Annotated in this window: 23 protein-coding genes; 3 read left to right on the forward strand and 20 right to left on the reverse strand. The window is 69.4% G+C overall.

All coding sequences use genetic code 11. From position 1 onward, the window contains the following. Nucleotides 1–12: 12 nt before the first annotated feature. On the reverse strand, nucleotides 13–585 hold the full coding sequence (locus ACFYPA_RS09275; RefSeq protein WP_389130775.1) for a hypothetical protein: 573 nt from the start codon (nucleotides 583–585) through the stop codon (nucleotides 13–15). Nucleotides 586–744: 159 nt separating this feature from the next. Between ACFYPA_RS09275 and ACFYPA_RS09280 the strand changes: the two genes are divergently transcribed. The 3 genes from ACFYPA_RS09280 (at nucleotide 745) to ACFYPA_RS09290 (ending at nucleotide 4,651) form a co-directional block, all read left to right on the forward strand. Beyond that, a complete protein-coding gene (locus ACFYPA_RS09280) occupies nucleotides 745–1,941 on the forward strand; it encodes a sensor histidine kinase (RefSeq protein WP_389131069.1) in 1,197 nt (398 codons plus the stop codon). Then, nucleotides 1,938–2,588 (forward strand): response regulator transcription factor, encoded by a 651-nt coding sequence (locus ACFYPA_RS09285; RefSeq protein ID WP_359077205.1) that lies wholly within the window; start codon nucleotides 1,938–1,940, stop codon nucleotides 2,586–2,588. Before ACFYPA_RS09280 ends, ACFYPA_RS09285 begins: the two co-directional genes overlap by 4 nt. Nucleotides 2,589–2,767: 179 nt before the next feature. Then, a complete protein-coding gene (locus ACFYPA_RS09290) occupies nucleotides 2,768–4,651 on the forward strand; it encodes a glycoside hydrolase family 18 chitinase (protein WP_359077203.1) in 1,884 nt (627 codons plus the stop codon). A gap of 95 nt (nucleotides 4,652–4,746) precedes the next feature. Here the strand turns inward: ACFYPA_RS09290 and ACFYPA_RS09295 are convergent, their stop codons facing one another. The 19 genes from ACFYPA_RS09295 to rho all read right to left on the reverse strand — a co-directional run bounded on the left by ACFYPA_RS09295 (nucleotide 4,747) and on the right by rho (nucleotide 23,666). After that, the gene (locus tag ACFYPA_RS09295) at nucleotides 4,747–5,193 is read right to left on the reverse strand and encodes a DUF2550 domain-containing protein (RefSeq protein ID WP_359077796.1); all 447 of its coding nucleotides are present in this window, start codon (nucleotides 5,191–5,193) and stop codon (nucleotides 4,747–4,749) included. A gap of 139 nt (nucleotides 5,194–5,332) precedes the next feature. Further along, a complete protein-coding gene (locus tag ACFYPA_RS09300) occupies nucleotides 5,333–5,707 on the reverse strand; it encodes a F0F1 ATP synthase subunit epsilon (RefSeq protein WP_359077201.1) in 375 nt (124 codons plus the stop codon). A 109-nt stretch (nucleotides 5,708–5,816) separates the two neighbouring features. Next, the gene (gene atpD / locus ACFYPA_RS09305; protein WP_359077199.1) at nucleotides 5,817–7,259 is read right to left on the reverse strand and encodes a F0F1 ATP synthase subunit beta; all 1,443 of its coding nucleotides are present in this window, start codon (nucleotides 7,257–7,259) and stop codon (nucleotides 5,817–5,819) included. Then, a complete protein-coding gene (locus ACFYPA_RS09310; protein ID WP_389130778.1) occupies nucleotides 7,259–8,176 on the reverse strand; it encodes a F0F1 ATP synthase subunit gamma in 918 nt (305 codons plus the stop codon). The genes atpD and ACFYPA_RS09310 overlap by 1 nt, the downstream gene beginning before the upstream one ends. Nucleotides 8,177–8,179: 3 nt before the next feature. Continuing rightward, a complete protein-coding gene (gene atpA, locus ACFYPA_RS09315) occupies nucleotides 8,180–9,751 on the reverse strand; it encodes a F0F1 ATP synthase subunit alpha (protein WP_359077195.1) in 1,572 nt (523 codons plus the stop codon). 140 nt (nucleotides 9,752–9,891) lie between these two features. Beyond that, entirely contained in the window at nucleotides 9,892–10,707 is an 816-nt protein-coding gene (locus ACFYPA_RS09320) for a F0F1 ATP synthase subunit delta (RefSeq protein ID WP_359314212.1), read from the reverse strand. Further along, a complete protein-coding gene (locus ACFYPA_RS09325; RefSeq protein ID WP_359077191.1) occupies nucleotides 10,704–11,249 on the reverse strand; it encodes a F0F1 ATP synthase subunit B in 546 nt (181 codons plus the stop codon). The genes ACFYPA_RS09320 and ACFYPA_RS09325 overlap by 4 nt, the downstream gene beginning before the upstream one ends. A 37-nt stretch (nucleotides 11,250–11,286) precedes the next feature. Continuing rightward, entirely contained in the window at nucleotides 11,287–11,535 is a 249-nt protein-coding gene (atpE, locus tag ACFYPA_RS09330) for an ATP synthase F0 subunit C (protein ID WP_018102636.1), read from the reverse strand. A 67-nt stretch (nucleotides 11,536–11,602) separates the two neighbouring features. Continuing rightward, on the reverse strand, nucleotides 11,603–12,424 hold the full coding sequence (gene atpB, locus ACFYPA_RS09335; protein ID WP_359077189.1) for a F0F1 ATP synthase subunit A: 822 nt from the start codon (nucleotides 12,422–12,424) through the stop codon (nucleotides 11,603–11,605). Between the two features lie 226 nt (nucleotides 12,425–12,650). Continuing rightward, entirely contained in the window at nucleotides 12,651–13,088 is a 438-nt protein-coding gene (locus tag ACFYPA_RS09340) for a hypothetical protein (RefSeq protein WP_359077187.1), read from the reverse strand. Between the two features lie 259 nt (nucleotides 13,089–13,347). Then, complete coding sequence (locus ACFYPA_RS09345; RefSeq protein WP_359077795.1) at nucleotides 13,348–14,736, reverse strand: MraY family glycosyltransferase; 1,389 nt, start codon at nucleotides 14,734–14,736, stop codon at nucleotides 13,348–13,350. A 110-nt stretch (nucleotides 14,737–14,846) separates the two neighbouring features. Further along, nucleotides 14,847–16,124, reverse strand: a complete 1,278-nt coding sequence (gene glyA, locus ACFYPA_RS09350) for a serine hydroxymethyltransferase (protein WP_359314216.1) — start codon at nucleotides 16,122–16,124, stop codon at nucleotides 14,847–14,849. A gap of 179 nt (nucleotides 16,125–16,303) precedes the next feature. Beyond that, the gene (locus ACFYPA_RS09355; RefSeq protein WP_359077183.1) at nucleotides 16,304–16,945 is read right to left on the reverse strand and encodes a protein-tyrosine-phosphatase; all 642 of its coding nucleotides are present in this window, start codon (nucleotides 16,943–16,945) and stop codon (nucleotides 16,304–16,306) included. Continuing rightward, nucleotides 16,942–17,589: an L-threonylcarbamoyladenylate synthase gene (locus ACFYPA_RS09360; protein ID WP_266782896.1), complete on the reverse strand. Its 648-nt coding sequence runs from the start codon at nucleotides 17,587–17,589 to the stop codon at nucleotides 16,942–16,944. The genes ACFYPA_RS09355 and ACFYPA_RS09360 overlap by 4 nt, the downstream gene beginning before the upstream one ends. A gap of 64 nt (nucleotides 17,590–17,653) precedes the next feature. Further along, on the reverse strand, nucleotides 17,654–18,499 hold the full coding sequence (prmC, locus tag ACFYPA_RS09365) for a peptide chain release factor N(5)-glutamine methyltransferase (protein ID WP_326738782.1): 846 nt from the start codon (nucleotides 18,497–18,499) through the stop codon (nucleotides 17,654–17,656). Nucleotides 18,500–18,544: 45 nt separating this feature from the next. Beyond that, nucleotides 18,545–19,621, reverse strand: coding sequence for a peptide chain release factor 1 (prfA, locus tag ACFYPA_RS09370; protein WP_359077793.1), 1,077 nt, complete (start codon nucleotides 19,619–19,621; stop codon nucleotides 18,545–18,547). A gap of 149 nt (nucleotides 19,622–19,770) precedes the next feature. Further along, nucleotides 19,771–19,995, reverse strand: coding sequence for a 50S ribosomal protein L31 (gene rpmE, locus ACFYPA_RS09375; RefSeq protein WP_136328765.1), 225 nt, complete (start codon nucleotides 19,993–19,995; stop codon nucleotides 19,771–19,773). A gap of 142 nt (nucleotides 19,996–20,137) precedes the next feature. After that, nucleotides 20,138–21,238: an LCP family protein gene (locus tag ACFYPA_RS09380; RefSeq protein ID WP_389130786.1), complete on the reverse strand. Its 1,101-nt coding sequence runs from the start codon at nucleotides 21,236–21,238 to the stop codon at nucleotides 20,138–20,140. Nucleotides 21,239–21,596: 358 nt separating this feature from the next. Beyond that, the gene (gene rho / locus ACFYPA_RS09385; RefSeq protein WP_389130789.1) at nucleotides 21,597–23,666 is read right to left on the reverse strand and encodes a transcription termination factor Rho; all 2,070 of its coding nucleotides are present in this window, start codon (nucleotides 23,664–23,666) and stop codon (nucleotides 21,597–21,599) included. Nucleotides 23,667–23,934: the final 268 nt, after the last annotated feature.

Genomic DNA, 23,934 nt, shown 5'->3' on the forward strand with positions numbered 1-23,934 from the left:
GCCCGCGAGACCTCATCCCGCGGGCGGGCCCCCCAGCCGCTTCGCACCCCTGTCGGGCTCCCGCTTCGGGAACAGCGTGTAGCTCCCCGCGATCACCAGGTTGATGCCGATCAGGAACAGCATCTTCTCCTGCCACGCCCGCAGCGACGCCGTGTCCCCGTCTCCTCCCACGTACCAGACCGCCGCCTGCAGCAGAGCCAGGGCCGTCACCGAGGCCACCGTCCAGCGACCGGCCACCCGCCACTCGTGCGCCGCCCGTGCCATCCCGTACCTGGGCGGCCTCACCGGCGGCGGACCGCCCGCGAACCGGTGCGCGACCCGGGCGTCGATCCACTTGATGGTGGAGTGCCCGAGGCCCAGCGTGAAGCCGATGTACACCGCGGCCAGTCCGTGCTTCCAGTCCGGCTCGGCCCCGTTCTTCAGGTCGATGGCCGTCACCACCAGCAGGACGACCTCCAGCAGCGGCTCGCACAGCAGCACGGTGGCGCCCAGCCGCGGCATCTTCGCCGCGTAACGCAGCGCGAGCCCGGCGGCCAGCAGCACCCAGAAGCCGATCTCGCAGAGCACGATCAGTGTGACGATCACGTCCCTCTCCTTCCCCTCCCTCCCAGCCTCGCGGCGTCGCCGCCCCGGTTCATCGCCCGCGGTGACGAAAGCCCACTGCATCCTTCGATGTAGTGGCGGTTCACTCCGGGTACGGAGGTGTGCCGGGGACCTGACGTGTTGGATGGGAGGGTGTTCCCCATCGCCCGCCCGGCCCGGCCCCACCGCAGCGACGTCCTGATCGCGGTCATCGGGCTGCTCGGCGGAACCGTCCTGTCGCTGCTCGGTCTGCACATGCAGACCGGCCGCCTCCTCGACGCGCCCCTGCTCGCGCTCATTCCGCTCGCCGTGACGTCGGGGGCGGAGCTGCTGCGCCGGAGCGCGCCGAAGACGGCACTGGTCATCGGCACCCTCGCCCTGGTCGCGGACCAGTTCACCCGCGGGAACCTGGCGACCCTGCTGATGTACACCGACCTGATGTACGCCGCCGTGCTGTACGGGAGCCCGGCGGCCGCCCGCCGCATCCCGGTGGTCACCTTCCTGATCACCGTCGCGGGCGCGATCGGCTTCCTGGCCTGGTTCCGCGATGCCGAGGCGCTGCTCTTCGGCATCGTCATCGGTCTGATCTCGTTCGCGCCCGCGCTCACCGGCGTCAGCGTGCGCAACCACCGCGACGCCGCGGAGACCGCCCGGCTGCGGGCCGATCAGACCGCTCTGCTGGCGGAGATGGACCGCGTGCAGGCCGTGACCGCCGAACGCGCCCGGATGGCCCGCGAACTGCACGACATGGTCGCCAACCACCTCTCCGCGATCGCCATCCACTCCACCGCCGCGCTCTCCATCGACGACCCGGAGACCTCCCGTGACGCCCTCGGCGTCATCCGCGAGAACAGCGTCGACGGTCTGGCCGAAATGCGCCGTCTGATCGGGCTGTTGCGCACCGGTGCCGCGGATCCGGAGCCGAGCAGCTCGCCGACCCTCGGCTCGCTGGACGCCCTCATCGAGCAGCACCGTACGAACGCCACCTCCAGCGGGCTCGTCTGCACCCTGGACGACGCCCGCACCGATCCCGGCCGACTGCCCGCACCGGTCGAGCTCGCGGCGTACCGCATCGTCCAGGAATCCCTCACCAACGCGCTGAAGCATGCCGCGCCGGGCCCGGTCACGGTGCGGCTGGGGCTGACGGGAGGACGGCTGACGGTGGAGGTCGGCAGCGTCCTCGGGGAGCGGCCCGGGCCGCGCGCCCCGGGGTCGGGGGCCGGTCTGATCGGGATGCGGGAGCGAGTGGCGCTGCTCGGCGGGGAGTTCGAGGCGGGGCCCGTGTCCACCGGGGGCGGGCCGAGGATCTGGCAGGTACGGGCGCGGCTGCCCGTGGAGGAAGGAAGAGTGAAGGCATGACGATCCGGGTTCTGGTCGCCGAGGACCAGTCGGCGGTACGGGCGGGGCTGGTCCTCATCCTGGGCAGCGCACCGGACATCGAGGTCGTCGGTGAGGCCGGTGACGGCGAGGAGGCCGTCCGGATGGCTCGCGAACTGCGCCCGGACCTGGTGCTGATGGACATCCAGATGCCCCGGCTCGACGGGGTGTCCGCGACGAAGCAGGTGGTCGCGGAGCGGCTGGCGGACGTACTGGTGCTGACGACGTTCGACCTGGACGCTTACGTGTTCGGCGCGCTGCGGGCCGGGGCGTCGGGCTTCCTGCTGAAGGACACGGAGGCGCGCGGGCTGATCGACGCGGTCCGCACGGTGGCGGGCGGCGAAGGGCTGATCGCCCCGTCGGTGACGCGCCGGCTGATCGCGGAGTTCGCGGGGTCGACGCCTCCCCAGCAGCCGGGGAGCCCCGACAGGGCGGTCCTGGACGTGCTCACCCGGCGCGAGCGCGAGGTGCTCGGCTGTCTCGGGGAGGGGATGTCGAACGCGGAGATCGCGGTGCGGCTGTCGATGGCCGAGGCGACGGTGAAGACGCACGTCAGCCGGTTGCTGGGGAAGCTGGAACTGCGCAGCCGGGTCCAGGCAGCCGTGCTGGCACAGGAGTTGGGCATCTGAGGTTTATCCGGACCCGTCTCCGAACTTTGGTCCAGACCTCTTGACGATTGGTCCAGACCTTCCTAATCTCACCGAGCACACTGCGGTGAGCCCGCCATGACAAGACGGGCTCAGGGCGGCGCAGGGTTTGCAGTCCACGAACCATCCCCGTTCGGCCGGACCCCACCCGAGGAGCACCGTTGAGCACTGAGACCCCCCGCCGGACCCGATTCAGATTCGGGGCCGGAAAAGCCACCAGATCCCGAGCAGTCGCGGGCCTCACCGCACTGCTCCTTCCGCTCGCCGCGCTGGTCGGCCTGGCCTCCCCGGCCGAGGCCGCCACATCGGCGACCGCCACGTACACCAAGAAGTCCGACTGGGGCACCGGCTTCGAGGGCCAGTGGACGGTGAAGAACACCGGCACCACCGCCCTCAGCTCCTGGACCATCGAGTGGGACTTCCCCTCCGGCACCGGTGTGGGTTCCGCCTGGGACGCCACCGTCACCCACACGGGTAACCACTGGACCGCCAAGAACGTCGGCTGGAACGGCTCGGTCGCCCCCGGCGCCAGCGTCTCCTTCGGCTTCAACGGCACCGGCTCCGGCGGTGGCGCGGCCACCGGCTGCAAGCTGAACGGCGCCTCCTGCGACGGCGGCAGTGTCCCCGGCGACAACGCCCCCTCGGCGCCGGGCACCCCCACCGCGAGCGCCATCACCGACACCTCGGCGAAGATCAGCTGGAGCGCCGCCACCGACGACCACGGCATCAAGAACTACGACGTCCTGCGGGACGGCGCCGTCGTCGCCACGGTCACCGGCACCACGTACACGAACACCGGCCTCACCGCGGGTACCGACTACTCGTACACCGTGAAGGCCCGGGACACCGCGGACCAGACCGGCCCGGCCAGCGGCGCGGTCAAGGTGCACACCACCGGCGGCGGGGGCACCGACCCCGGCACGGGCACCGGCGACAAGGTCAACCTCGGCTACTTCGCCGAGTGGGGCGTCTACGGCCGGAACTACCACGTCAAGAACCTGGACACCTCCGGTTCGGCCGCGAAGATCACGCACATCAACTACGCCTTCGGCAACGTCCAGAACGGCAAGTGCACCATCGGTGACTCGTACGCCGACTACGACAAGGCGTACACCGCCGACCAGTCCGTCGACGGCGTCGCCGACACCTGGGACCAGCCCCTGCGCGGCAGCTTCAACCAGCTGCGCAAGCTCAAGGCGAAGTACCCCCACATCAAGGTCCTGTGGTCCTTCGGCGGCTGGACCTGGTCCGGCGGCTTCGGCCAGGCCGCGCAGAACCCGGCCGCGTTCGCCCAGTCCTGCTACGACCTGGTGGAGGACCCCCGCTGGGCCGATGTCTTCGACGGCATCGACATCGACTGGGAGTACCCCAACGCCTGCGGTCTGACCTGTGACACCAGCGGCCCGGCCTCGCTCAAGGCCCTCACCTCCGCGCTGCGCACCAAGTTCGGCAGCAGCAACCTGGTGACCGCGGCCATCACGGCCGACGGTTCGCAGGGCGGCAAGATCGACCTCGCCGACTACGCGGGCGCCGCGCAGTCGCTGAACTGGTACAACGTGATGACGTACGACTTCTTCGGCGCCTGGGACGCGAAGGGCCCGACGGCCCCGCACTCCCCGCTCACGTCGTACAGCGGCATCCCGAAGGCCGGCTTCACCGCCGCCGAGGCCATCGCCAAGCTGAAGGCCCAGGGCGTCCCGGCCTCGAAGCTGCTGCTCGGCATCGGCTTCTACGGCCGCGGCTGGACCGGCGTCACGCAGGACGCACCCGGCGGCACCGCCACCGGCGCGGCCCCGGGCACGTACGAGGCGGGCATCGAGGACTACAAGGTCCTCAAGAACAGCTGCCCCACGACCGGCACCATCGCCGGCACCGCGTACGCGCACTGCGGCACCAACTGGTGGAGCTACGACACCCCCGCCACCATTTCGTCCAAGATGACCTGGGCGAAGAACCAGGGCCTGGGAGGCGCGTTCTTCTGGGAGTTCAGCGGGGACACCGGCAACGGTGAGCTCGTGAGCGCGATGCACAGCGGTCTCCAGTAGTCCCCACCGCACACCCCATCGCGTAACCCCCGAAAACGCCGGGGAGACAGGTCCGCCCCCTGTCTCCCCGGTTTTCGTATGCCGTGCGTGTGGCCTCAGGCCACGTTCACCCTCTGGCCGGGCGGTGCCGCCTCCAGCCAGGCGAGGAATCCGGTGAGGGCGTCCTCGCTCATCGCCAGCTCCAGGCGGGTCTCCCGGTGGAGGCAGCCGAGCACGACGGCGTCGGAGAGCAGTGCGAGTTCTTCCTCACCCTCGGGCAGCCGGCGGGCGACCACCTCGATCGAGGCGCGCTCCAGCACCCGGCGCGGGCGGGGCGAATAGCTGAAGACCCGGAACCAGTTCACCTTGTCGCCGCTGTACCGGGCGACCCCGTACACCCAGCCCTTGCCCGACAGATCTGGCTCCTCGGAGACATTCCATCGCAGGCTGCAGTCGAAGGTCCCGCCGGAGCGCTGAATCAGCCGCCGGCGCAGACCGAAGACGAAGAGACCCATCAGGACCAGTGCGACGACGAGTCCGCCCACCCACAGCGCGAGGACCATCTCCACCGACCTCCTCGCGTCATCGAGTAAACGGATACCGCCCGAACTTCACCTGCACCTGCATCGCCTCAGCCGCGACACGGTCCGGAGAGTCTCCGGAACGGGCCGCGGCTGAGGGTAAAACCGTTTCGCGGGGTGACTAGTGCACCGCCACCGCACGCAGTCGCACATCGGCGCGGCGCTCCGCAGCGCCGTCCGTGTCCGACTTCGCACGTTCGAACGCACGCTCCGCGCGCTCGACATCGATCTCGTCCGCCAGCTCGGCAATCTCCGCCAGCAGCGAGAGCTTGTCGTCGGCGAAGGAGATGAAGCCTCCGTGCACCGCGGCGACGACAGTGCCGCCATCGCTCGTACGGATCGTCACCGGGCCCGATTCCAGCACACCCAGGAGCGGCTGGTGACCGGGCATGACGCCGATGTCGCCGGACGTCGTACGTGCGACAACGAGGGTGGCCTCGCCGGACCAGACACTGCGGTCCGCGGCGACCAGCTCGACATGCAGCTCAGCAGCCAAGGGTGGCTCCTCGGGTCACCACCCGGCGGTCGTGCCGGGTGTTGGGTCAATTCTACGGGGCGTGGTGAGGGGGGTGGGACACACCCACCCCCCTCGGTGAGCCGGAGGCTCAGGAGACGCCGAGCTCCTTGGCGTTGGCCTTGAGGTCCTCGATGCCACCGCACATGAAGAACGCCTGCTCGGGGAAGTGGTCGTACTCCCCGTCACAGATCGAGTTGAACGCGGCGATCGACTCGTCGAGCGGAACGTCCGAACCGTCCAGGCCGGTGAACTGCTTGGCGGCGTGGGTGTTCTGCGACAGGAAGCGCTCGACGCGACGGGCACGGTGGACAACGAGCTTGTCCTCCTCGCCGAGCTCGTCGATACCGAGGATCGCGATGATGTCCTGGAGGTCCTTGTACTTCTGCAGGATCCCCTTGACGCGGCTGGCCGTGTCGTAGTGGTCCTGCGCGATGTAACGCGGGTCCAGGATGCGGGACGTGGAGTCCAGCGGGTCCACGGCCGGGTAGATGCCCTTCTCGGAGATCGGACGGGAGAGAACCGTCGTCGCGTCGAGGTGGGCGAACGTGGTGGCCGGGGCCGGGTCGGTCAGGTCGTCCGCGGGAACGTAGATCGCCTGCATCGAGGTGATCGAGTGACCACGCGTCGAGGTGATGCGCTCCTGGAGCACACCCATCTCGTCGGCCAGGGTCGGCTGGTAACCCACCGCGGACGGCATGCGGCCGAGCAGCGTGGAGACCTCGGAACCGGCCTGCGTGAAGCGGAAGATGTTGTCGATGAAGAGCAGCACGTCCTGCTTCTGCACATCGCGGAAGTACTCCGCCATGGTCAGGGCGGACAGGGCCACGCGAAGACGCGTGCCCGGCGGCTCGTCCATCTGACCGAAGACCAGCGCGGTCTTCTCCAGAACGCCCGAGTCCGTCATCTCGTCGATGAGGTCGTTGCCCTCACGGGTGCGCTCACCGACGCCGGCGAACACCGACACACCGTCGTGCAGCTTCGCCACACGCATGATCATTTCCTGGATGAGGACCGTCTTGCCGACGCCCGCACCACCGAACAGACCGATCTTGCCGCCCTTGACGTACGGGGTCAGCAGGTCGACGACCTTCAGGCCGGTCTCGAACATCTCGGTCTTCGACTCGAGCTGGTCGAAGGCCGGGGCCTTGCGGTGGATCGGCCAGCGCTCGGTGATCTGCGCCTCGGCCTCCGGCTCGTTCAGGATCTGACCGAGGGTGTTGAACACCTTGCCCTTGGTGATGTCACCGACGGGCACCATGATGCCCTTGCCCGTGTCGGTCACCGGGGCCTGGCGGACCAGACCGTCGGTGGGCTGCATCGAGATCGCGCGGACCACGCCGTCACCCAGGTGCTGGGCGACTTCGAGGGTCAGCAGCTTACGAGCGCCGGCCTCGGCCGGGTCGTCGACCTCGACGTGCAGGGCGTTGTAGATCTCCGGCATCGCGTCGACGGGGAACTCCACGTCGACGACCGGGCCGATGACCCGGGCGACGCGGCCCGTGGCAGCGGCCGTCTCAACTGTCGTCGTCATTACTTGTCACTCCCCGCGGACGCGTCGGCCAGCGCACCTGCACCGCCGACGATCTCGCTGATTTCCTGGGTGATTTCGGCCTGGCGGGCCGCGTTGGCAAGCCGGGAGAGGCTCTTGATCAGATCCCCGGCGTTGTCGGTCGCCGACTTCATCGCGCGGCGGCGGGCGGCGTGCTCGGAAGCGGCAGCCTGCAGCAGTGCGTTGTAGATGCGGCTCTCGACGTAGCGCGGCAGAAGGGCGTCAAGGACGTCCTCGGCCGACGGCTCGAAGTCGAACAGGGGAAGGATCTCGTCCTTCTCCGTGCTCTCCTTCGCTACCTCGTCGATCGAGAGCGGCAGCATCCGGCCGTCGACCGCGTTCTGCGTCATCATCGACACGAACTCGGTGTAGACGATGTGCAGCTCGTCGACGCCACCCTCGGCCGTGTCCTTGGTGATGGACTCGATCAGGGGCGCGGCGATCTTCTTGGCGTCCGCGTACTCCGGGCTGTCGGTGAAGCCGGTCCACGACTCCGCGACCTTGCGCTCACGGAACCCGTAGTAGGCGACACCCTTACGGCCGACGATGTACGTGTCGACCTCCTTGCCCTCGGCCGCCAGCCGCTCCCGCAGCTTCTCCGCGGCCTTGATGGCGTTGGAGGAGTAGCCGCCGGCCAGACCGCGGTCGCTCGTGAGGAGCAGGACCGCGGCCCGTGCCGGGGCCTCGGCCTCGGTGGTGAGCGGGTGCCTGGTGTTGGAGCCGGTGGCCACCGCGGTCACCGCGCGGGTGAGCTCGGTGGCGTACGGCATGGACGCCGTCACCTTGCGCTGCGCCTTGACGATGCGCGAGGCGGCGATCATCTCCATCGCCTTGGTGATCTTCTTGGTCGCGGTGACGGCTTGGATGCGGCGCTTGTAAACGCGAAGCTGAGCGCCCATCGATCAGCCCTCGCCCAGGAGCTTGCCGTCCGAGGTCTCGAACTGCTGCTTGAAGGCGGCGATCGCGTCGGCGATCGACTGCAGCGTGTCGTCGGACATCTTGCCGCCCTCGGCGATGCTGGTCAGGAGGTCCTTGCGCTCACGGCGCAGGTACTCCAGCAGCTCGCCCTCGAAGCGGCGGATGTCCTCGACCGGGACGTCGTCCATCTTGCCCGTGGTGCCGGCCCAGACGGAGACGACCTGCTCCTCCATCGGGAACGGGGCGTACTGCGGCTGCTTCAGCAGCTCGACCATGCGCTTACCGCGCTCCAGCGACGCCTTGGAGGCCGCGTCCAGGTCGGAACCGAAGGCGGCGAACGCCTCCAGCTCGCGGTACTGGGCGAGGTCCACACGAAGACGGCCGGAGACCTGCTTCATGGCCTTGTGCTGGGCGGAGCCACCGACTCGGGAGACCGAGATACCGACGTTGAGCGCCGGACGCTGACCCGCGTTGAACAGGTCGGACTCCAGGAAGCACTGGCCGTCGGTGATGGAGATGACGTTGGTCGGGATGAACGCCGACACGTCGTTCGCCTTGGTCTCGACGATCGGGAGGCCCGTCATCGAACCGGCACCCATCGCGTCGGAGAGCTTGGCGCAGCGCTCCAGCAGACGCGAGTGCAGGTAGAAGACGTCGCCCGGGTAGGCCTCGCGGCCCGGCGGACGGCGCAGCAGAAGCGACACGGCGCGGTAGGCGTCGGCCTGCTTCGAGAGGTCGTCGAAGATGATGAGGACGTGCTTGCCGTCGTACATCCAGTGCTGGCCGATGGCCGAGCCGGTGTACGGCGCCAGGTACTTGAAGCCGGCCGGGTCGGACGCCGGGGCGGCGACGATGGTCGTGTACTCGAGCGCGCCGGCCTCTTCCAGGGCACCTCGCACGGAGGCGATGGTGGAGCCCTTCTGACCGATGGCGACGTAGATGCAGCGCACCTGCTTGTTCACGTCGCCCGAGCGCCAGTTGTCGCGCTGGTTGATGATCGTGTCGACGGCCAGCGCGGTCTTACCCGTCTGACGGTCGCCGATGATCAGCTGACGCTGGCCGCGGCCGATCGGCACCATGGCGTCGACGGCCTTGTAGCCGGTCTGCATCGGCTCGTGCACCGACTTGCGGACCATGACGCCAGGGGCCTGCAGTTCGAGGGCGCGACGACCTTCGGTCGCGATCTCGCCGAGGCCGTCGATCGGGTTGCCGAGCGGGTCGACGACGCGGCCGAGGTAGCCCTCGCCGACGCCGACGGAGAGCACCTCACCGGTGCGCTGCACCGGCTGGCCCTCCTCGATTCCGCTGAACTCGCCGAGGACGATCGCACCGATCTCGCGCTCTTCGAGGTTGAGGGCGAGACCGAGGGTTCCGTCCTCGAACTTCAGCAGTTCGTTCGCCATGGCGGAGGGCAGGCCCTCCACCTTCGCGATGCCGTCGCCGGCAACGCTGACCGTTCCGACCTCCTCGCGCGAGGCCGCGTCCGGCTGGTACGACTGGACAAAGTTATCCAGTGCGTCCCGGATCTCCTCCGGCCGGATCGTGAGCTCCGCCATCTGGGTTCCCTGCTCTCCTTGTTGGGCCCGAAGTTTCTTAAGGGGGTCTGGGGGCCGACCCCCAGGAATCTTCTGCAATTTCTGCACGGCCCAACCGGGCCGCTGGTCTTGCTCTGTTCTGTTTGGTACGTCGCGCCGCGTCAGCCGGCCATGCGACGGGTCGCCTCGTCGAGGCGCTCCGCGATGGAGCCGTTGATGACCTCGTCACCGACCCGCACCACGATCCCGCCGAGGACCGCGGGGTCCACGTCGAGACTCAGGTGCATCTGCCGGCCGTAGATCTTCGCCAGTGCGGCGCCGAGGCGCTGCTTCTGCCGGTCACTGAGCGGTACGGCGGAGGTCACCACCGCCACCACACGGTCCCTGCGGTCCGCGGCGAGCTTGGACAGGGACTCGAGTCCCGCTTCCAGGCTACGTCCACGGGGCTGGGTGACGAGTCGCACGACGAGGCGCTCGGTGACGGGCCGCGCCTTACCGCCGAGCAGGCTGCGCAGCAGCTCGCCCTTGGCGGCGGGGGTCGCGGTCCGGCTGGTCAGCGCGGAGCGCAGCCCGGGGTCCGAGGCCACGATCCGGCCGAACCGGAACAGCTCGTCCTCGACGTCGTCGAGGTCTCCGCTGCGCTGGGCGGCGGTGAGGTCCGCGGTGTTCGCCAGTTCCTCGGTCGAGTCGACCAGGTCACGCGACTGCGACCAGCGCGAGCGGACCATTCCGGAGACCAGGTCGACGGCTTCGCCGCCCACCTGACCGCGCAGCAGCCGTCCGGCCAGCTCGGCCCTGGCCTCGCCGGCCTGCGCCGGGTCGGTCAGGACCCGGCGCAGCGACACCTCGCGGTGCAGCAGCGCCGTGACGCCGGCCAGGTCCTCGGCGAGCTTCGCCGCGTCGACCGACGTGTTGTCGGTCAGCGCGTCGAGACGCTCGCGTGCGGCAGCCAGTGCCTCGCGGCTCGCGCTGTTCATCGGACTGCCTCGGCCTTCGCCTCGAGCTCGTCGAGGAACCGGTCGACGGTGCCGCTCTGCCGGGCGTGGTCCTCGAGGGACTCGCCGACGAGCTTGCCGGCCAGGGTCGTGGCGAGCGTGCCCACGTCCTGACGCAGCGCCGAAGCGGCGGCCTTGCGGTCGGCCTCGATCTGGGCGTGGCCGGCAGCGACGATCTCCTCGCGCTGCCGCTGGCCTTCCGCCCTCATTTCCTGCAGGATCACGGCGCCCTGCTCCTGCGCCTCCTGGCGCAGACGAGCGGCTTCGTGGCGGGCCTCGGCGAGCTGAGCCTTGTACTGCTCAAGAACGCTCTGGGCCTCGGTCTGGGCCGCATCGGCCTTTTCGATACCACCTTCGATGGCCTCGCGACGCTCTTCCAGAACCTTGTTGATGTTCGGGAGGAGCTTCTTGGCGAGGAAGCCGAAGACGATGACGAAAGCGATGAGGCCAATGACGAGCTCAGGAATCGGCGGGATGAGCGGGTTTTCCGGCTCCTCCGCCGCGAGCTGAACCAGGGGGTTCACGTCAGTGCCTTCCGTCGAATGGGCTGTTCGCGACCGGTCAGGAGGTCGGGTAGACGAACGGCATGACCAGACCGATCAGGGCGAGCGCCTCACAGAAGGCGAAGCCGAGAATCTGGTTGGCGCGGATGAGACCGGCAGCCTCGGGCTGACGGGCGAGTGCCTGGGTGCCGTTACCGAAGATGATGCCGATGCCGACGCCGGGGCCGATCGCGGCGAGGCCGTAACCGATCGAGCCGAGGTTGCCCTTGATTTCGACGCCGGCGGCGAGGGTCTGGAGAGCGGACATGCCGGTTCTTCCTTCTCTTTCAATGTCCGGTGGGGGTTGGCCACCGGGTGCTTCAGGAGGTGGGTGCTCAGTGGCCCTTGGCGAGAGCGCCCTGGATGTAGCTGCAGGCCAGCAGCACGAACACATAGGCCTGGACAGCCTGGATGAAGAGCTCGAAGGCCGTCATCACGAGGACCATCACGAACGACACGCCTGCGTACGCGAAGCCGATGCCGTTGAGCAGGTACCAGCTGGCGATCGTGAAGAGCAGCAGGAGCGTGTGGCCCGCGAACATGTTGGCGAAGAGTCGGACCGCGTGCGTGAACGGCCGGACCAGCAGGTTCGAGAAGAACTCGATGGTCATCGAGAGCGGCAGGACCCCGCCGAGGCTCTTGTCGTAGCCCGTGAAGTTCTTGAGGGCGCCGACGAAGCCGTGCTTCTTGAAGGTCAGGACGACCCACAGGATGTAGACGATCCCGGCGAGAGCCGCCGGATACGAAATGATCGCCGTGACGGGGAACTGGGCAACCGGAATGATGGACCAGAGGTTCATCATCCAGATGACGAAGAACAGGGAGACCATCAGCGGGACGTACTTCTCGCCGTCGCGCTTGCCGATCGTCTCGTAGACGATGCCGCGGCGGATGAAGTCGTATCCGGCCTCGGCGGTCATCTGAAGCTTGCCGGGCACCAACTTCGGCTTACGGAAGGCGGCCCAGAAGAAGCCAACGATGATGACCGAGCCGAGCAGGGCCAGCAGCATCGTCTTGTTGAAGTACAAGTTGCTGTCCGCGTCGCCCCAGAGGGGCTCGAACAGGAACGAGTGCAGGCCGGGTGCCGGGAAACCACAACCGTCGAAGATGTGGCAATCGGTCTCGAAGGCGAGCACCTGTGTCGGGTCAGCACTCACCGCGGGCTCCTTCAGCGTGGCGCATAGGTACGGCAACCTCGTTGTGTCGGCGCGGCGCGCAGCCGCGGTTCGGCACTGGACTGGTGTTTCGGATGTGTGAGCGGCAGTCAGGCATGTGAGCCTCGCGATCGTGCAGGCGTCAGCTCACATGCCCGCGCCCGCAGTGCCGCAGTTGGAACCGGACGATAGCAGGGTCGTGGGCCTGCACTTATTCCGCCCCTACCCTTCACGCTGTGGACCCCGGCTTCTTGGGCTTTTCGTCCTTGTCGGACTCGGGTTCCACGTAAAGGATCTTGGCCTTCATGTGCGCACGCGCCTGTGCGCCGATCCACACGAGTGTCGTCACGACCAGAGTGATCGCGAAGGCCTTCGGGTTGAACAGCGAGGTGTTCTTGAATACGGCGACGAAGATGAACAGCAACAGGAGTTGCGCCGTGTACAGCGCGAGCCCCATCGCCTGGAAGAGGTGAGGCATGGACCGGGCGGTCCGTTGCAGGACCAGCAGTCCGATCCCCATGAAGAGGATGACCACGATCGTCGCAACGATCGCGCCCAGGGCTCCCTTGCCACCGGCGACGCCACCGCTGATCGCGGCGGCGACTGCGCCGGCGACAGCGGTGGGTACGGCGGTCTGGAGGAGAGTCCGGACGTCGTTGGACGGCATGGCGGCAGCTCCGCTTGCAGGGGGTGGGCAGTGTGTCGTCATGGACGAGCGTAGGCCCGGTCCGAGTCGATGCCTCGGGGCCAAGGGACCGTGCTACTCAGGTCCTTCGGCTCTGGCACCGGGTTCGTGAACGGTATCACAAACTATTTGATGAGGTCTTTACCTGGAAAGTGTGCTTGCTGTCACACGTGAGGGCTAATTCGCCCGTGTGAGCAAGGCAACTCAACGGCTTGTCTGGTATTGCCCCTTGATGACCGAATCATCGACGCGTCGAACCGGCCTTGCGTCGGTCCGCGAAGCGCGAACGGGGGCCGACGGCGGTCGCTCCGTTGACGCCGGACACCCCTGCGGCGATCGGGGGCTGTGGCGCGGGCTCGTGACCGTCCTGCCCCATCTGGTCGCCCTGGGGCCCGTGTTGGCCCTCCAGCCCCTGCGAGGGCTCTGTCCCGGGTTCCCCCTCGCCGCGGCGACGGCGGCGGTAGCGCGGCGGCACGAAGTGCTCCGCCCAGCGTGGGGCCCGCGGGGTGAACCGCGGCATCAGCAACAGGATCAGGCCGAGCGCGCTCAGCCCGACGATCAGGAGCACGATCCACATCGACGTCGAGTGCACCGAGTAGCCGACAGCCCCGAAGGCGATCAGCGCCGACCAGAAGTACATGATCAGCACCGAGCGGCTGTGCGAATGGCCGATCTCCAGCAACCGGTGGTGCAGGTGCCCGCGGTCCGCGGCGAACGGCGACTGGCCGTTCCACGTGCGCCGCACGATCGCCAGCACCAGGTCGGCCGCCGGGATGGCGATGATCGTCAGCGGCAGGAGCAGCGGGATGAAGACCGGCAGCATCGCGTGGGTCGCCTGACGCTCACTGCCCTCGAAGATCTTCATCGTGTCCGGGTCTACCTGCCCGGTCACGGAGATCGCGCCGGCGGCCAGGACCAGGCCGATCAGCATCGACCCGGAGTCCCCCATGAAGATCCGCGCGGGATGCATGTTGTGCGGCAGGAAGCCGAGGCACATGCCCATCAGGATCGCCGTGAAGAGCGTCGCGGGGGCGGCCGCCTCGATCCCGTACCCGTACCAGAGCCGGTAGGTGTAGAGGAAGAGCGCGGCCGAGGCGATGCAGACCATGCCGGCCGCGAGGCCGTCCAGTCCGTCGACGAAGTTCACCGCGTTGATGGTGATGACGACGAGCGCGACCGTCAGCAGGGTGCCCTGCCACTGGGTGAGCGGGACCGTGCCGACGCCCGGGATCGGCAGCCACAGGATCGTCAGGCCCTGGAGCACCATGACGGCCGCGGCGATCATCTGCCCGCCCAGCTTGATCAGGGCGTCGATCTCGAACTTGTCGTCCAGGACGCCGATCAGCCAGATCAGGGCCGCTCCGGAGAGCAGCGCCCGCGGTTCGTTGGAGAGTTCGAAGACGCCGTCGAGGTTGGCCAGGTGATCGGCGACGATCAACCCGGCGCACAGCCCGCCGAACATGGCGATGCCGCCGAGCCTCGGTGTCGGTTCGCGGTGGACGTCGCGCGCACGGATCGCGGGCATCGCCCCGACCGCGATGGCGAACTTACGCACCGGGCCGGTGAGCAGATACGTCACCGCGGCCGTGACACAGAGCGTCAGCAGGTAATCACGCACGGGCTGCCCCAGAAATATCGCCGGCCATCTCAGCCCACACCTTAACTAGGCCGGGCTCATGGTTGAGGACACAGAGGTCCCCGCGATGGTTGCACAGGCAGTCACCATTACGGACATATGGCTTATTCCATCCCCGGCATCCCTGGATAGGGAGGATGTTCCGCCGCCATCTCCCGCACCTCCGCGAGGACATCACCCTCCCCGCGAACCGCGGACCCCATGAGCACCGCGAGGCGCGCCATGTCGGTGTCGTCCATGCCCTGGGTGGTGACCGCCGCGGTGCCGAGCCGGATGCCCCGCGCGTCCCCGTACGGAAGTGCGCAGGTGTCCAGCACCAGACCGGCGGCGGCCAGCCGGGCGCGGGCGGCGGGGCCGTCGACGCCGAGCGGGGCAGGGTCGGCGACGATCAGGTGGGTGTCCGTGCCACCGGTGGTGACGTCGAAGCCCTCGGCCTCCAGGCCGGCCGCCAGGACCCGGGCGTGGTTCACGACGTGATGGGCGTACGCGGCGAAGGCGGGCGCGGCGGCCTCGCCGAACGCGACGGCCTTCGCGGCCACCGTGTGCATCTGGGCGCCGCCCTGCGTGAAGGGGAACACCGCCCGGTCGATCCGCTCCGCCAGTTCCGAGCCGCACAGGATCATGCCGCCGCGCGGCCCGCGCAGCACCTTGTGCGTGGTGGCGCAGACCACGTCCGCGTACGGGACGGGGCTCGGCGCCGCTCCCCCGGCGATCAATCCCATCGGGTGCGCGGAGTCGGCGATGAGGTACGCGCCCACCTCGTCGCAGATCTCCCGGAACAGTTCGTGGTCGGGGTGGCGGGGATAGGAGATCGAGCCGCTGACGATCGCCTTGGGGCGGTGCGTGCGGGCCAGGGTGCGGACCTGGTCGTAGTCGATCAGACCGCTCTCGGAGTCGACCCCGTAGCCGATGAACTCGAACCAGCGGCCGGAGAAGTTGGCGGGCGAGCCATGGGTGAGGTGGCCGCCGTACGGGAGTCCCATCGCGAGGACCGTGTCGCCGGGGCGCAGCAGCGCCGCGTACGCCGCGAGGACGGCCGAGGAGCCGGAGTGGGGCTGCACGTTGGCGTGCTCGGCCCCGAAGAGCGAGGTGGCGCGGCGGATCGCGATGCGTTCGGCGGCGTCCGCCTGCTCGCAGCCGCCGTGGTGGCGGGCGCCGGGGTACCCCTCGGCGTACTTGTTGGCGAGCGGGGAGCCGAGTGCCGCCAGGACCGCGGGCGAGGTGAAGTTCTCCGCGGCGGTCAGCTGCAGGGTCTCGGACTGGCGGCGGAGCTCCCCCACCAGGACATCGGCGATCTCCGGGTCCTCCCGGAGCAGCGCGCCGAAGTCCTGCGGCAGGGCGGCGACGGCGGAGGGTGCGGCAGCAGCGGTGGTGACCGGCATCGGGGGCTCCGGGCCTGGGGAGGGGCGACGCCTGGGGGGTGGCGTCAGCTCCAATGTAGGCCCGGGGCGGGCCCGCTGCCCGCTGTCCTGAGCCGTGGCGCACCCGATCGGCCCCTGGGGGGCCCCGGCCCTCGCCGTACGGCCGTCAGCGCGGCGCGGACGGCCTCCCGGACGTCACATCAGCGCGGCGCCGGGACGCCCGTCAGCGCGGTGACGACGGGGTCCAGGGCCTGGTTGATCTCGTCACCGATGGACCGGAAGAAGGTGATGGGGGCGCCGTACGGGTCGTAGACCTCGTCGGCCTCCGCCGTCGGGGCCAGCAGCCAGCCGCGCAGCGCGGCGGCCGCGCGGACCAGGGCGCGGGCGCGCTCGACGACGCCCTCGTCACACGCGTCCGGCAGTGTGGCGGGGTCTATCGCCCGGACCAGCCGGGTGAATTCCTTGAGCGTGAAGGTCCGCAGTCCGGCCGAGTGCCCCATCGAGATCACCTGGGCCCGGTGGTCACGGGTCGCGGTGAGCACGAGGTCGGCGCGGATCACGTGCTCGTCCAGCAGTTCGCGGCCGACGAAGCCGGTGGCATCGGCGCCGAAGTCGGCGAGGACCACCTCCGCGTTGGCCTCCATCGGTGCGCCCTCGTGCCCCCAGGTGCCCGCGCTCTCCACGATCAGCCCGCCCTGGAGCGGGTCGCCCAGGCGGTCCACGAGGGCATGCCGGGTCAGCCGCTCGGTGATCGGTGAGCGGCAGACGTTGCCGGTGCTGACGTGGAGGATGCGGAAGGTGTCGGTCTGCCCCGCTATGCCACGCCCCTCAGGGGCGGTCAATTGGCCACCTCGAGGTCGGGTACCACCTTGCGCAGCTCCTCCGCGGAGAGCGCGCCGGCGCGCAGCAGGACCGGCACCTTGCCGGTGACGTCGACGATCGAGGACGGCACGATGCCCGGGGTGGGGCCGCCGTCGAGGTACACGGACACGGAGTCGCCGAGCATCTCCTGGGCGGCGTCGCAGTCCTCGGGCGAGGGGTGTCCGGTGAGGTTGGCGCTGGAGACGGCCATCGGGCCGACCTCCGTGAGCAGCTCGATGGCGACGGGGTGCAGGGGCATCCGGATGGCGACGGTGCCGCGGGTGTCACCGAGGTCCCACTGGAGCGAGGGCTGGTGCTTGGCGACGAGCGTGAGCGCGCCCGGCCAGAAGGCGTCGACCAGCTCCCAGGCCTGCTCCGAGAAGTCCGTGACCAGGCCGTGCAGGGTGTTCGGCGAGCCGATGAGGACGGGCGTCGGCATGTTGCGGCCGCGGCCCTTGGCGGCCAGGAGGTCGACGACGCCCTCGGAACTGAAGGCGTCCGCACCGATCCCGTACACGGTGTCGGTGGGGAGCACGACCAGTTCGCCGCGGCGGACGGCGGACGCGGCCTCGCGCAGACCCGTCGTGCGGTCGGTCGCGTCGTTGCAGTCGTATCGCCGTGCCATCAGCCGGCCTCCTCAAGCATGTACGGGTAGGGCTGGTACGGGTCGTGCGGGTGGTTGCCGCCGGTCACGGCATGGCCTTGCGGGCCGTGGCGAACCGGGGACGCCTGTTGAGGTCGGGGTGGTCGGCCGCGTCGGCCCAGCCCCGCTCCTCGGTGAAGATCCACGGCACCTGGCCGCCCTGGGTGTCGGCGTGCTCGATGACAACGAGGCCGCCGGGGCGCAGCAGACGGTGGGCGGTGCGCTCGATGCCGCGGATGGTGTCGAGGCCGTCCTCGCCCGAGAAGAGGGCCATCTCGGGGTCGTGGTCACGGGCCTCGGGGGCCACGTACTCCCATTCGGTGAGCGGGATGTACGGCGGGTTGGAGATGACCAGGTCGACCTGGCCATCGAGCTCGGGAAGGGCCGTCAGGGCGTCTCCGCGGTGCACGGTGACCCTGGACTCCTCGGCGTTCTTCCTGGTCCATTTGAGGGCGTCCTCGGACAGCTCCACGGCGTGCACGCGCGAGCGCGGCACCTCCTGGGCCATGGCGAGGGCGATGGCGCCCGACCCGGTGCACAGATCGACGATCAGCGGCTCGACGACGTCCATCGCGCGGACGGCGTCTATCGCCCAGCCGACGACCGACTCGGTCTCCGGCCGGGGCACGAAGACGCCGGGGCCGACCTGGAGCTCCAGGTAGCGGAAGAAGGCGCGGCCGGTGATGTGCTGGAGCGGTTCGCGGGCCTCGCGCCGGGCGATCGTCTCCCAGTAGCGGGCGTCGAAGTCGGTGTCCGGCACGTTGTGCAGCTCGCCCCGCTTGACGCCGTGCACGAACGCGGCGAGCTCCTCCGCGTCGAATCGCGGTGAAGGGACACCGGCGTCGGCCAGCCGCTGGGTGGCCTGGGCCACCTCGGCGAGCAGCAGGTTCATCGCGGTTCTCCGTACGGGTTACGAGCGGGGCGGGGCGGTGGGAATCTACGCTGCGGCGAGCTTGGCCGCGGAGTCGGCGTCGACACAGGCCTGGATCACGGCGTCCAGGTCCCCGTCGAGCACCTGGTCCAAGTTGTACGCCTTGAAGCCGACGCGGTGGTCCGAGATCCGGTTTTCCGGGAAGTTGTACGTACGGATCTTCTCGGAACGGTCGACCGTTCGCACCTGGCTGCGCCGGACGTCCGACGCTTCCTGCTCGGCGGCCTCCTGGGCGGCGGCCAGGAGCCGGGAGCGCAGGATGCGCATGGCCTGCTCCTTGTTCTGGAGCTGGCTCTTCTCGTTCTGGCAGGAGGCGACGACACCGGTGGGCAGGTGCGTGATGCGGACCGCTGAGTCGGTCGTGTTGACGGACTGGCCGCCGGGGCCGGAGGAGCGGTACACGTCGATACGGAGATCGTTGGCGTGGACCTCGACCTCGACCTCCTCGGCCTCGGGCGTGACGAGCACGCCGGCGGCGGAGGTGTGGATACGGCCCTGGGACTCGGTGGAGGGCACGCGCTGCACGCGGTGCACGCCGCCCTCGTACTTCATCCGGGCCCAGACGCCCTGGCCGGGTTCGGTGGCCCCGTTGCCGCCCTTGGTCTTCACGGCGACCTGGACGTCCTTGTAGCCGCCGAGCTCGGACTCGGTGGAGTCGATGATCTCGGTCTTCCAGCCGACGCGCTCGGCGTAGCGCAGGTACATGCGCAGCAGATCACCGGCGAACAGGGCGGACTCGTCGCCACCCGCGCCCGCCTTGATCTCCAGGAGCACGTCCTTGTCGTCGCTGGGGTCACGGGGAACGAGCAGGAGGCGGAGCTTCTCGGTGAGCTCCTCGCGCTCCTTCTCCAGCTCCTTGACCTCGGCGGCGAAGTCGGGGTCGTCGGCGGCGTACTCGCGGGCGGTCCCGATGTCCTCGCCGGTCTGCTTCCAGGAGCGGTACGTGGCGACGATCGGAGTCAGCTCGGCGTAGCGCTTGTTCAGCTTGCGCGCGTTGGCCTGGTCGGCGTGGACCGACGGGTCTGCGAGCTTGTTCTCGAGATCGGCCTGTTCGCCGATCAGTTCCTCGACCGCCTCGAACATCTTCGCGCTCCTGGTTCCTTCGCTCATCGTGCCTGCCGGCCGGCGGGTGCCTGCCGGGCGGGATACGGGGATGCCGTCGTCCCGGCCGGAAAAAAACGCCGGTCCCGGCGCCCCCGGAAGAGGGCGCCAAGGACCGGCGCAGTGGCTCGCTACTTGCTGGCGGAGCCGGCGGCCTTGCCGAAGCGGGCCTCGAAGCGGGCCACGCGGCCACCGGTGTCGAGGATCTTCTGCTTGCCCGTGTAGAACGGGTGGCACTCGGAGCAGACGTCGGCACGGATGGCGCCGCTGTCCAGGGTCGACCGGGTGGTGAACGACGCGCCACAGGTGCAGCTGACCTGCGTCTCGACGTACTGGGGGTGAATGTCGCGCTTCAAGGTGTCTCCTAGGTTCGGGAGGGCGCCGGGTCGTACGCGCGGATTGCGCGTCCGTGAACCGGGGCCGACGTACCAGTCTGCCAGGACCGGCCGTATCTCCCAAAACGAGGGTCGGCCGCCGGCTATTCCCGGGCGGCCCGGATCACTGCACGATCTGCCCGGCGTCGCCCTTGTCGCCCGCCGACTTCTCGGTGGCGGAGGCGGGGATCGGCCGGTCGTGGAGGAGCGCCGTCCACACCTGCCGGCCGGCCTCCTCCTGCGGGATGACGCGGTTCGGGTCGGCCGGGTCGTACTCCACGGGCAGGGTCACCATGTGGACGTCGTCGGACCCGAGACCCTTGAGACCGCTCGCGAAGGACGCGAGCGCCTTGACGGAGCCCAGGTCGGAGTCGGTGGTGATGGCCTTGGTGGCGGTGTCCGCGATCCCGTACAGCTTGGTGCCGTTGAGGATGCCGACGCTCTTGGCCTGCTCCATCAGCGCCTTGATGAACGCCTGCTGGAGCTGGATGCGGCCGAGGTCGCTGCCGTCGCCGACGCTCTTGCGGGTGCGGACCAGGCCGAGTGACTCCTCGCCGTTCAGGGTGTGGGTGCCCGGTTCGAGGTTCAGATGGCTCTTGGGGTCGTTGATCGCCTGCCTGGTGGTGATCTCGACCCCGCCGAGCTTGTCGACCAGCTTCTTGAAGCCGGTGAAGTCGACCTCGAGGTAGTGGTCCATGCGGATCCCCGACATCGACTCCACGGTCTTGACCGCGCAGGCCGGTCCGCCGACCTCGTACGCCGTGTTGAACATCGCGCGCTGCTCCCCGGCGACGGGCTGTCCGCTCGTGTCACCGGTGCACTCGGGCCGGGTGACGAGGGTGTCGCGCGGGATGGAGACGACGCTCGCCGTCCTGTGGCCCTTGTTGACGTGCACGACCATCGCGGTGTCCGAGCGGGCGCCGCCCTGGTCCTCGCCGTACTGCGCGTTGGCACCGGAGCGGGAGTCCGAACCGAGCACGAGGATGTCCTCGGAGCCGTTGTCGACGTTGTCGGGGCGGTCCTTGCCCAGCGCGTTGTTGATGTCGACGGCCTTGAGGTTGCCGTTGAGGTGGAAGTACGCGTAGCCGAGCCCCGATCCGCCGAGGACGACGATGGCGGCCAGAGCCCACGCGCCGATGACGGTCGCCCTGCGGCAGCGGGACGGCTTCCTCCGGCGTCTGCCGGTGGCCCGTATTCGGCTGCTGCTCCCGCTCTGGTCGCTCATCGGTCTCCCTCGTTCCTCGGCTGCTCCCGGCTACCCCCTGCAGTGGTGTGCGGGCCCTGTGTGCCGCTTTGTCGCTGTTGGTGTCGCTCTCGATGTCGCTCTTCGTTACGACGCTGCGGCGACAAGAAGGGTTGCACAGGGGGCTGTGACCTCCGGGTGAACCCGGAACGTGCGCGCGGGGTGCGGGGACATCCGGTGACCCGGCGCTCACCTGCGGTTTCTTGGCCGCTACAGGCAAGGGCGCGTCGCTGTGGGTCCGCGGGCCGTGTGGCGAAGGTCTCGGGGCGGGCAACGGCACAGGGCCGCCCCCGGCACCGAAGTGCGGGAGGCGGCCCTGTGTACTGCCGGAGGACTCGAACTAGTCGTTGTTGCCCGGGGCCGGCGTCGTCTTCTGGATCTGGAGCAGGAACTCCGCGTTGGACTGGGTCTTCTTCATCCGGTCCAGGAGGAGCTCGATCGCCTGCTGCTGGTCCAGCGCGTGGAGCACCCGGCGCAGCTTCCAGGTGATGGCCAACTCGTCGCTGCCGAGCAGGATTTCTTCCTTACGGGTGCTGGACGCGTCGACGTCCACCGCCGGGAAGATGCGCTTGTCGGAGAGCTTGCGGTCGAGCTTGAGCTCCATGTTGCCGGTGCCCTTGAACTCCTCGAAGATCACCTCGTCCATGCGCGAGCCTGTCTCGACGAGCGCGGTGGCCAGGATGGTCAGCGAGCCGCCGTCCTCGATGTTGCGCGCCGCACCGAAGAAGCGCTTCGGCGGGTAGAGCGCGGTCGAGTCGACACCACCGGACAGGATGCGTCCGGAGGCCGGGGCCGCGAGGTTGTACGCGCGTCCCAGACGGGTGATCGAGTCCAGCAGGACGACGACGTCGTGACCCAGCTCGACGAGACGCTTGGCGCGCTCGATGGCCAGCTCGGCGACGGTCGTGTGGTCCTCGGCGGGACGGTCGAAGGTCGAGGAGATGACCTCGCCCTTCACCGACCGCTGCATGTCGGTGACCTCTTCCGGACGCTCGTCGACCAGGACGACCATCAGGTGGCACTCGGGGCTGTTGACCGTGATCGCGTTGGCGATCGCCTGCAGGATCATGGTCTTACCGGTCTTCGGCGGGGCCACGATCAGGCCTCGCTGGCCCTTGCCGATGGGAGCGACCAGGTCGATGATCCGCGTCGTCAGGACGTTGGAGTCGGTCTCCAGGCGGAGCCGGTCCTGCGGGTACAGCGGCGTCAGCTTCTGGAACTCCGGGCGGCCACGGCCGGTTTCGGCACCGTTGACCGTGTCGAGGCGGACCAGCGCGTTGAACTTCTCGCGGCGCTCGCCGTCCTTGGGCTGGCGCACGGCGCCGGTGACGTGGTCACCCTTGCGCAGGCCGCTCTTGCGGACCTGGGCGAGGGAGACGTACACGTCGTTCGGGCCCGGCAGGTAGCCGGAGGTCCGGATGAACGCGTAGTTGTCGAGGATGTCCAGGATGCCCGCGACGGGGATCAGGACGTCGTCCTCGGTGACCGGCGGTGCGTCGCTCGCGAAGTCGTCGCGGCCACGACGGCCCCGGCGGTCGCGGTAGCGGCCGCGGCGGCCACGACGGCCGCCCTCGTCGTCGAAGCCGTCGTCCTGGGGACCGCCGCCGCCCTGCTGGCCCTGGTTCTGCCCCTGGCCGCCCTGGCCGCCGCCCTGACCGCCCTGGCCGCCCTGACGCTGACGCTGGCCGCCCTGGCCGCCGCCCTGGTCGTCGCCCTTGCCGCGGCGGTCGCGCTGACGCTCGCGGCGCTCGCCGCGTTCGCCCCGCTCACCGCGCTGGCGGTCCTGGCGGTCGCCACGACGGCCCTCGGCGTTGTCCGCGGCGGCTTCGGCCTTGGACTCGGAACGGTCCTCGGCAGGAGCCTCGTGCTTCGGCTCGTGCTTCGGCTCGTCCTGCGTGCGGTCCTTGGCCTGCGCCTTGGTGTCCGCCTTGGTCTCCGGGCTGCCCGCCTGGGCCGTGGCACGGCGCCGACGGCGCTCGCCCGTGGGCTGGTCGTCGCTGGCCGGCTGACCGGGGATGTCGATCTGCTGCTGGGCGGTGGCCTTCTCGGCGGGCGCGGCGGCCGGGGTCTCGTCCCCGGCGCCGGTGCGCGCCTTGGAGGTGGCCCGGCGCTTCGGCTTGGTCTCCGCCTCTTCGGCCGGGGCCGCGGCGGCCTTGGCCTTGGACGCGGAGGAGCCGCCGGCCTGGGTCTCCTTGATGACCTCGATCAGCTGGCTCTTGCGCATCCGCGCGGTGCCCTTGATGCCGAGGCCGGACGCGACCTGCTGCAGCTCGGCCAGGACCATGCCGTCAAGGCCGGTGCCGGAGCGGCGGCGCCGTGCGGTGGTGCCAGTGGCAGCACCTTCGGCGGGCGCGGCACTGTCGACGTTCTTGTCGGCAGTCACGCCCATCAGATCGGTGGTGTCGCTCACGAAGGGTCCTTCCCTGGAGCGGACGTCGGCCTTCTGGCTCGGCGACCGGTTGTGCTGTCCGACTGCGGTCTTCGGTGCGGACCGTGCCGGGGCGGTGGTCCGCCGGATAGGTACGGCGGAGAGATGAACGTGTGCTGGGGCCCGGCGCGAGCATCCCCCTGCTCGGCCCACTCCTGGATGAGCGAGGGGTGTCGTGCCGGTTCCGGAGCGTGCTCGAAACTGCTCAGGCAGGCTGCTCAGGCAGTTGGGGAGGCTCCCGGAAGAAGGG

This window comes from Streptomyces sp. NPDC005775, from assembly GCF_042871565.1.
Classification (GTDB): domain Bacteria; phylum Actinomycetota; class Actinomycetes; order Streptomycetales; family Streptomycetaceae; genus Streptomyces.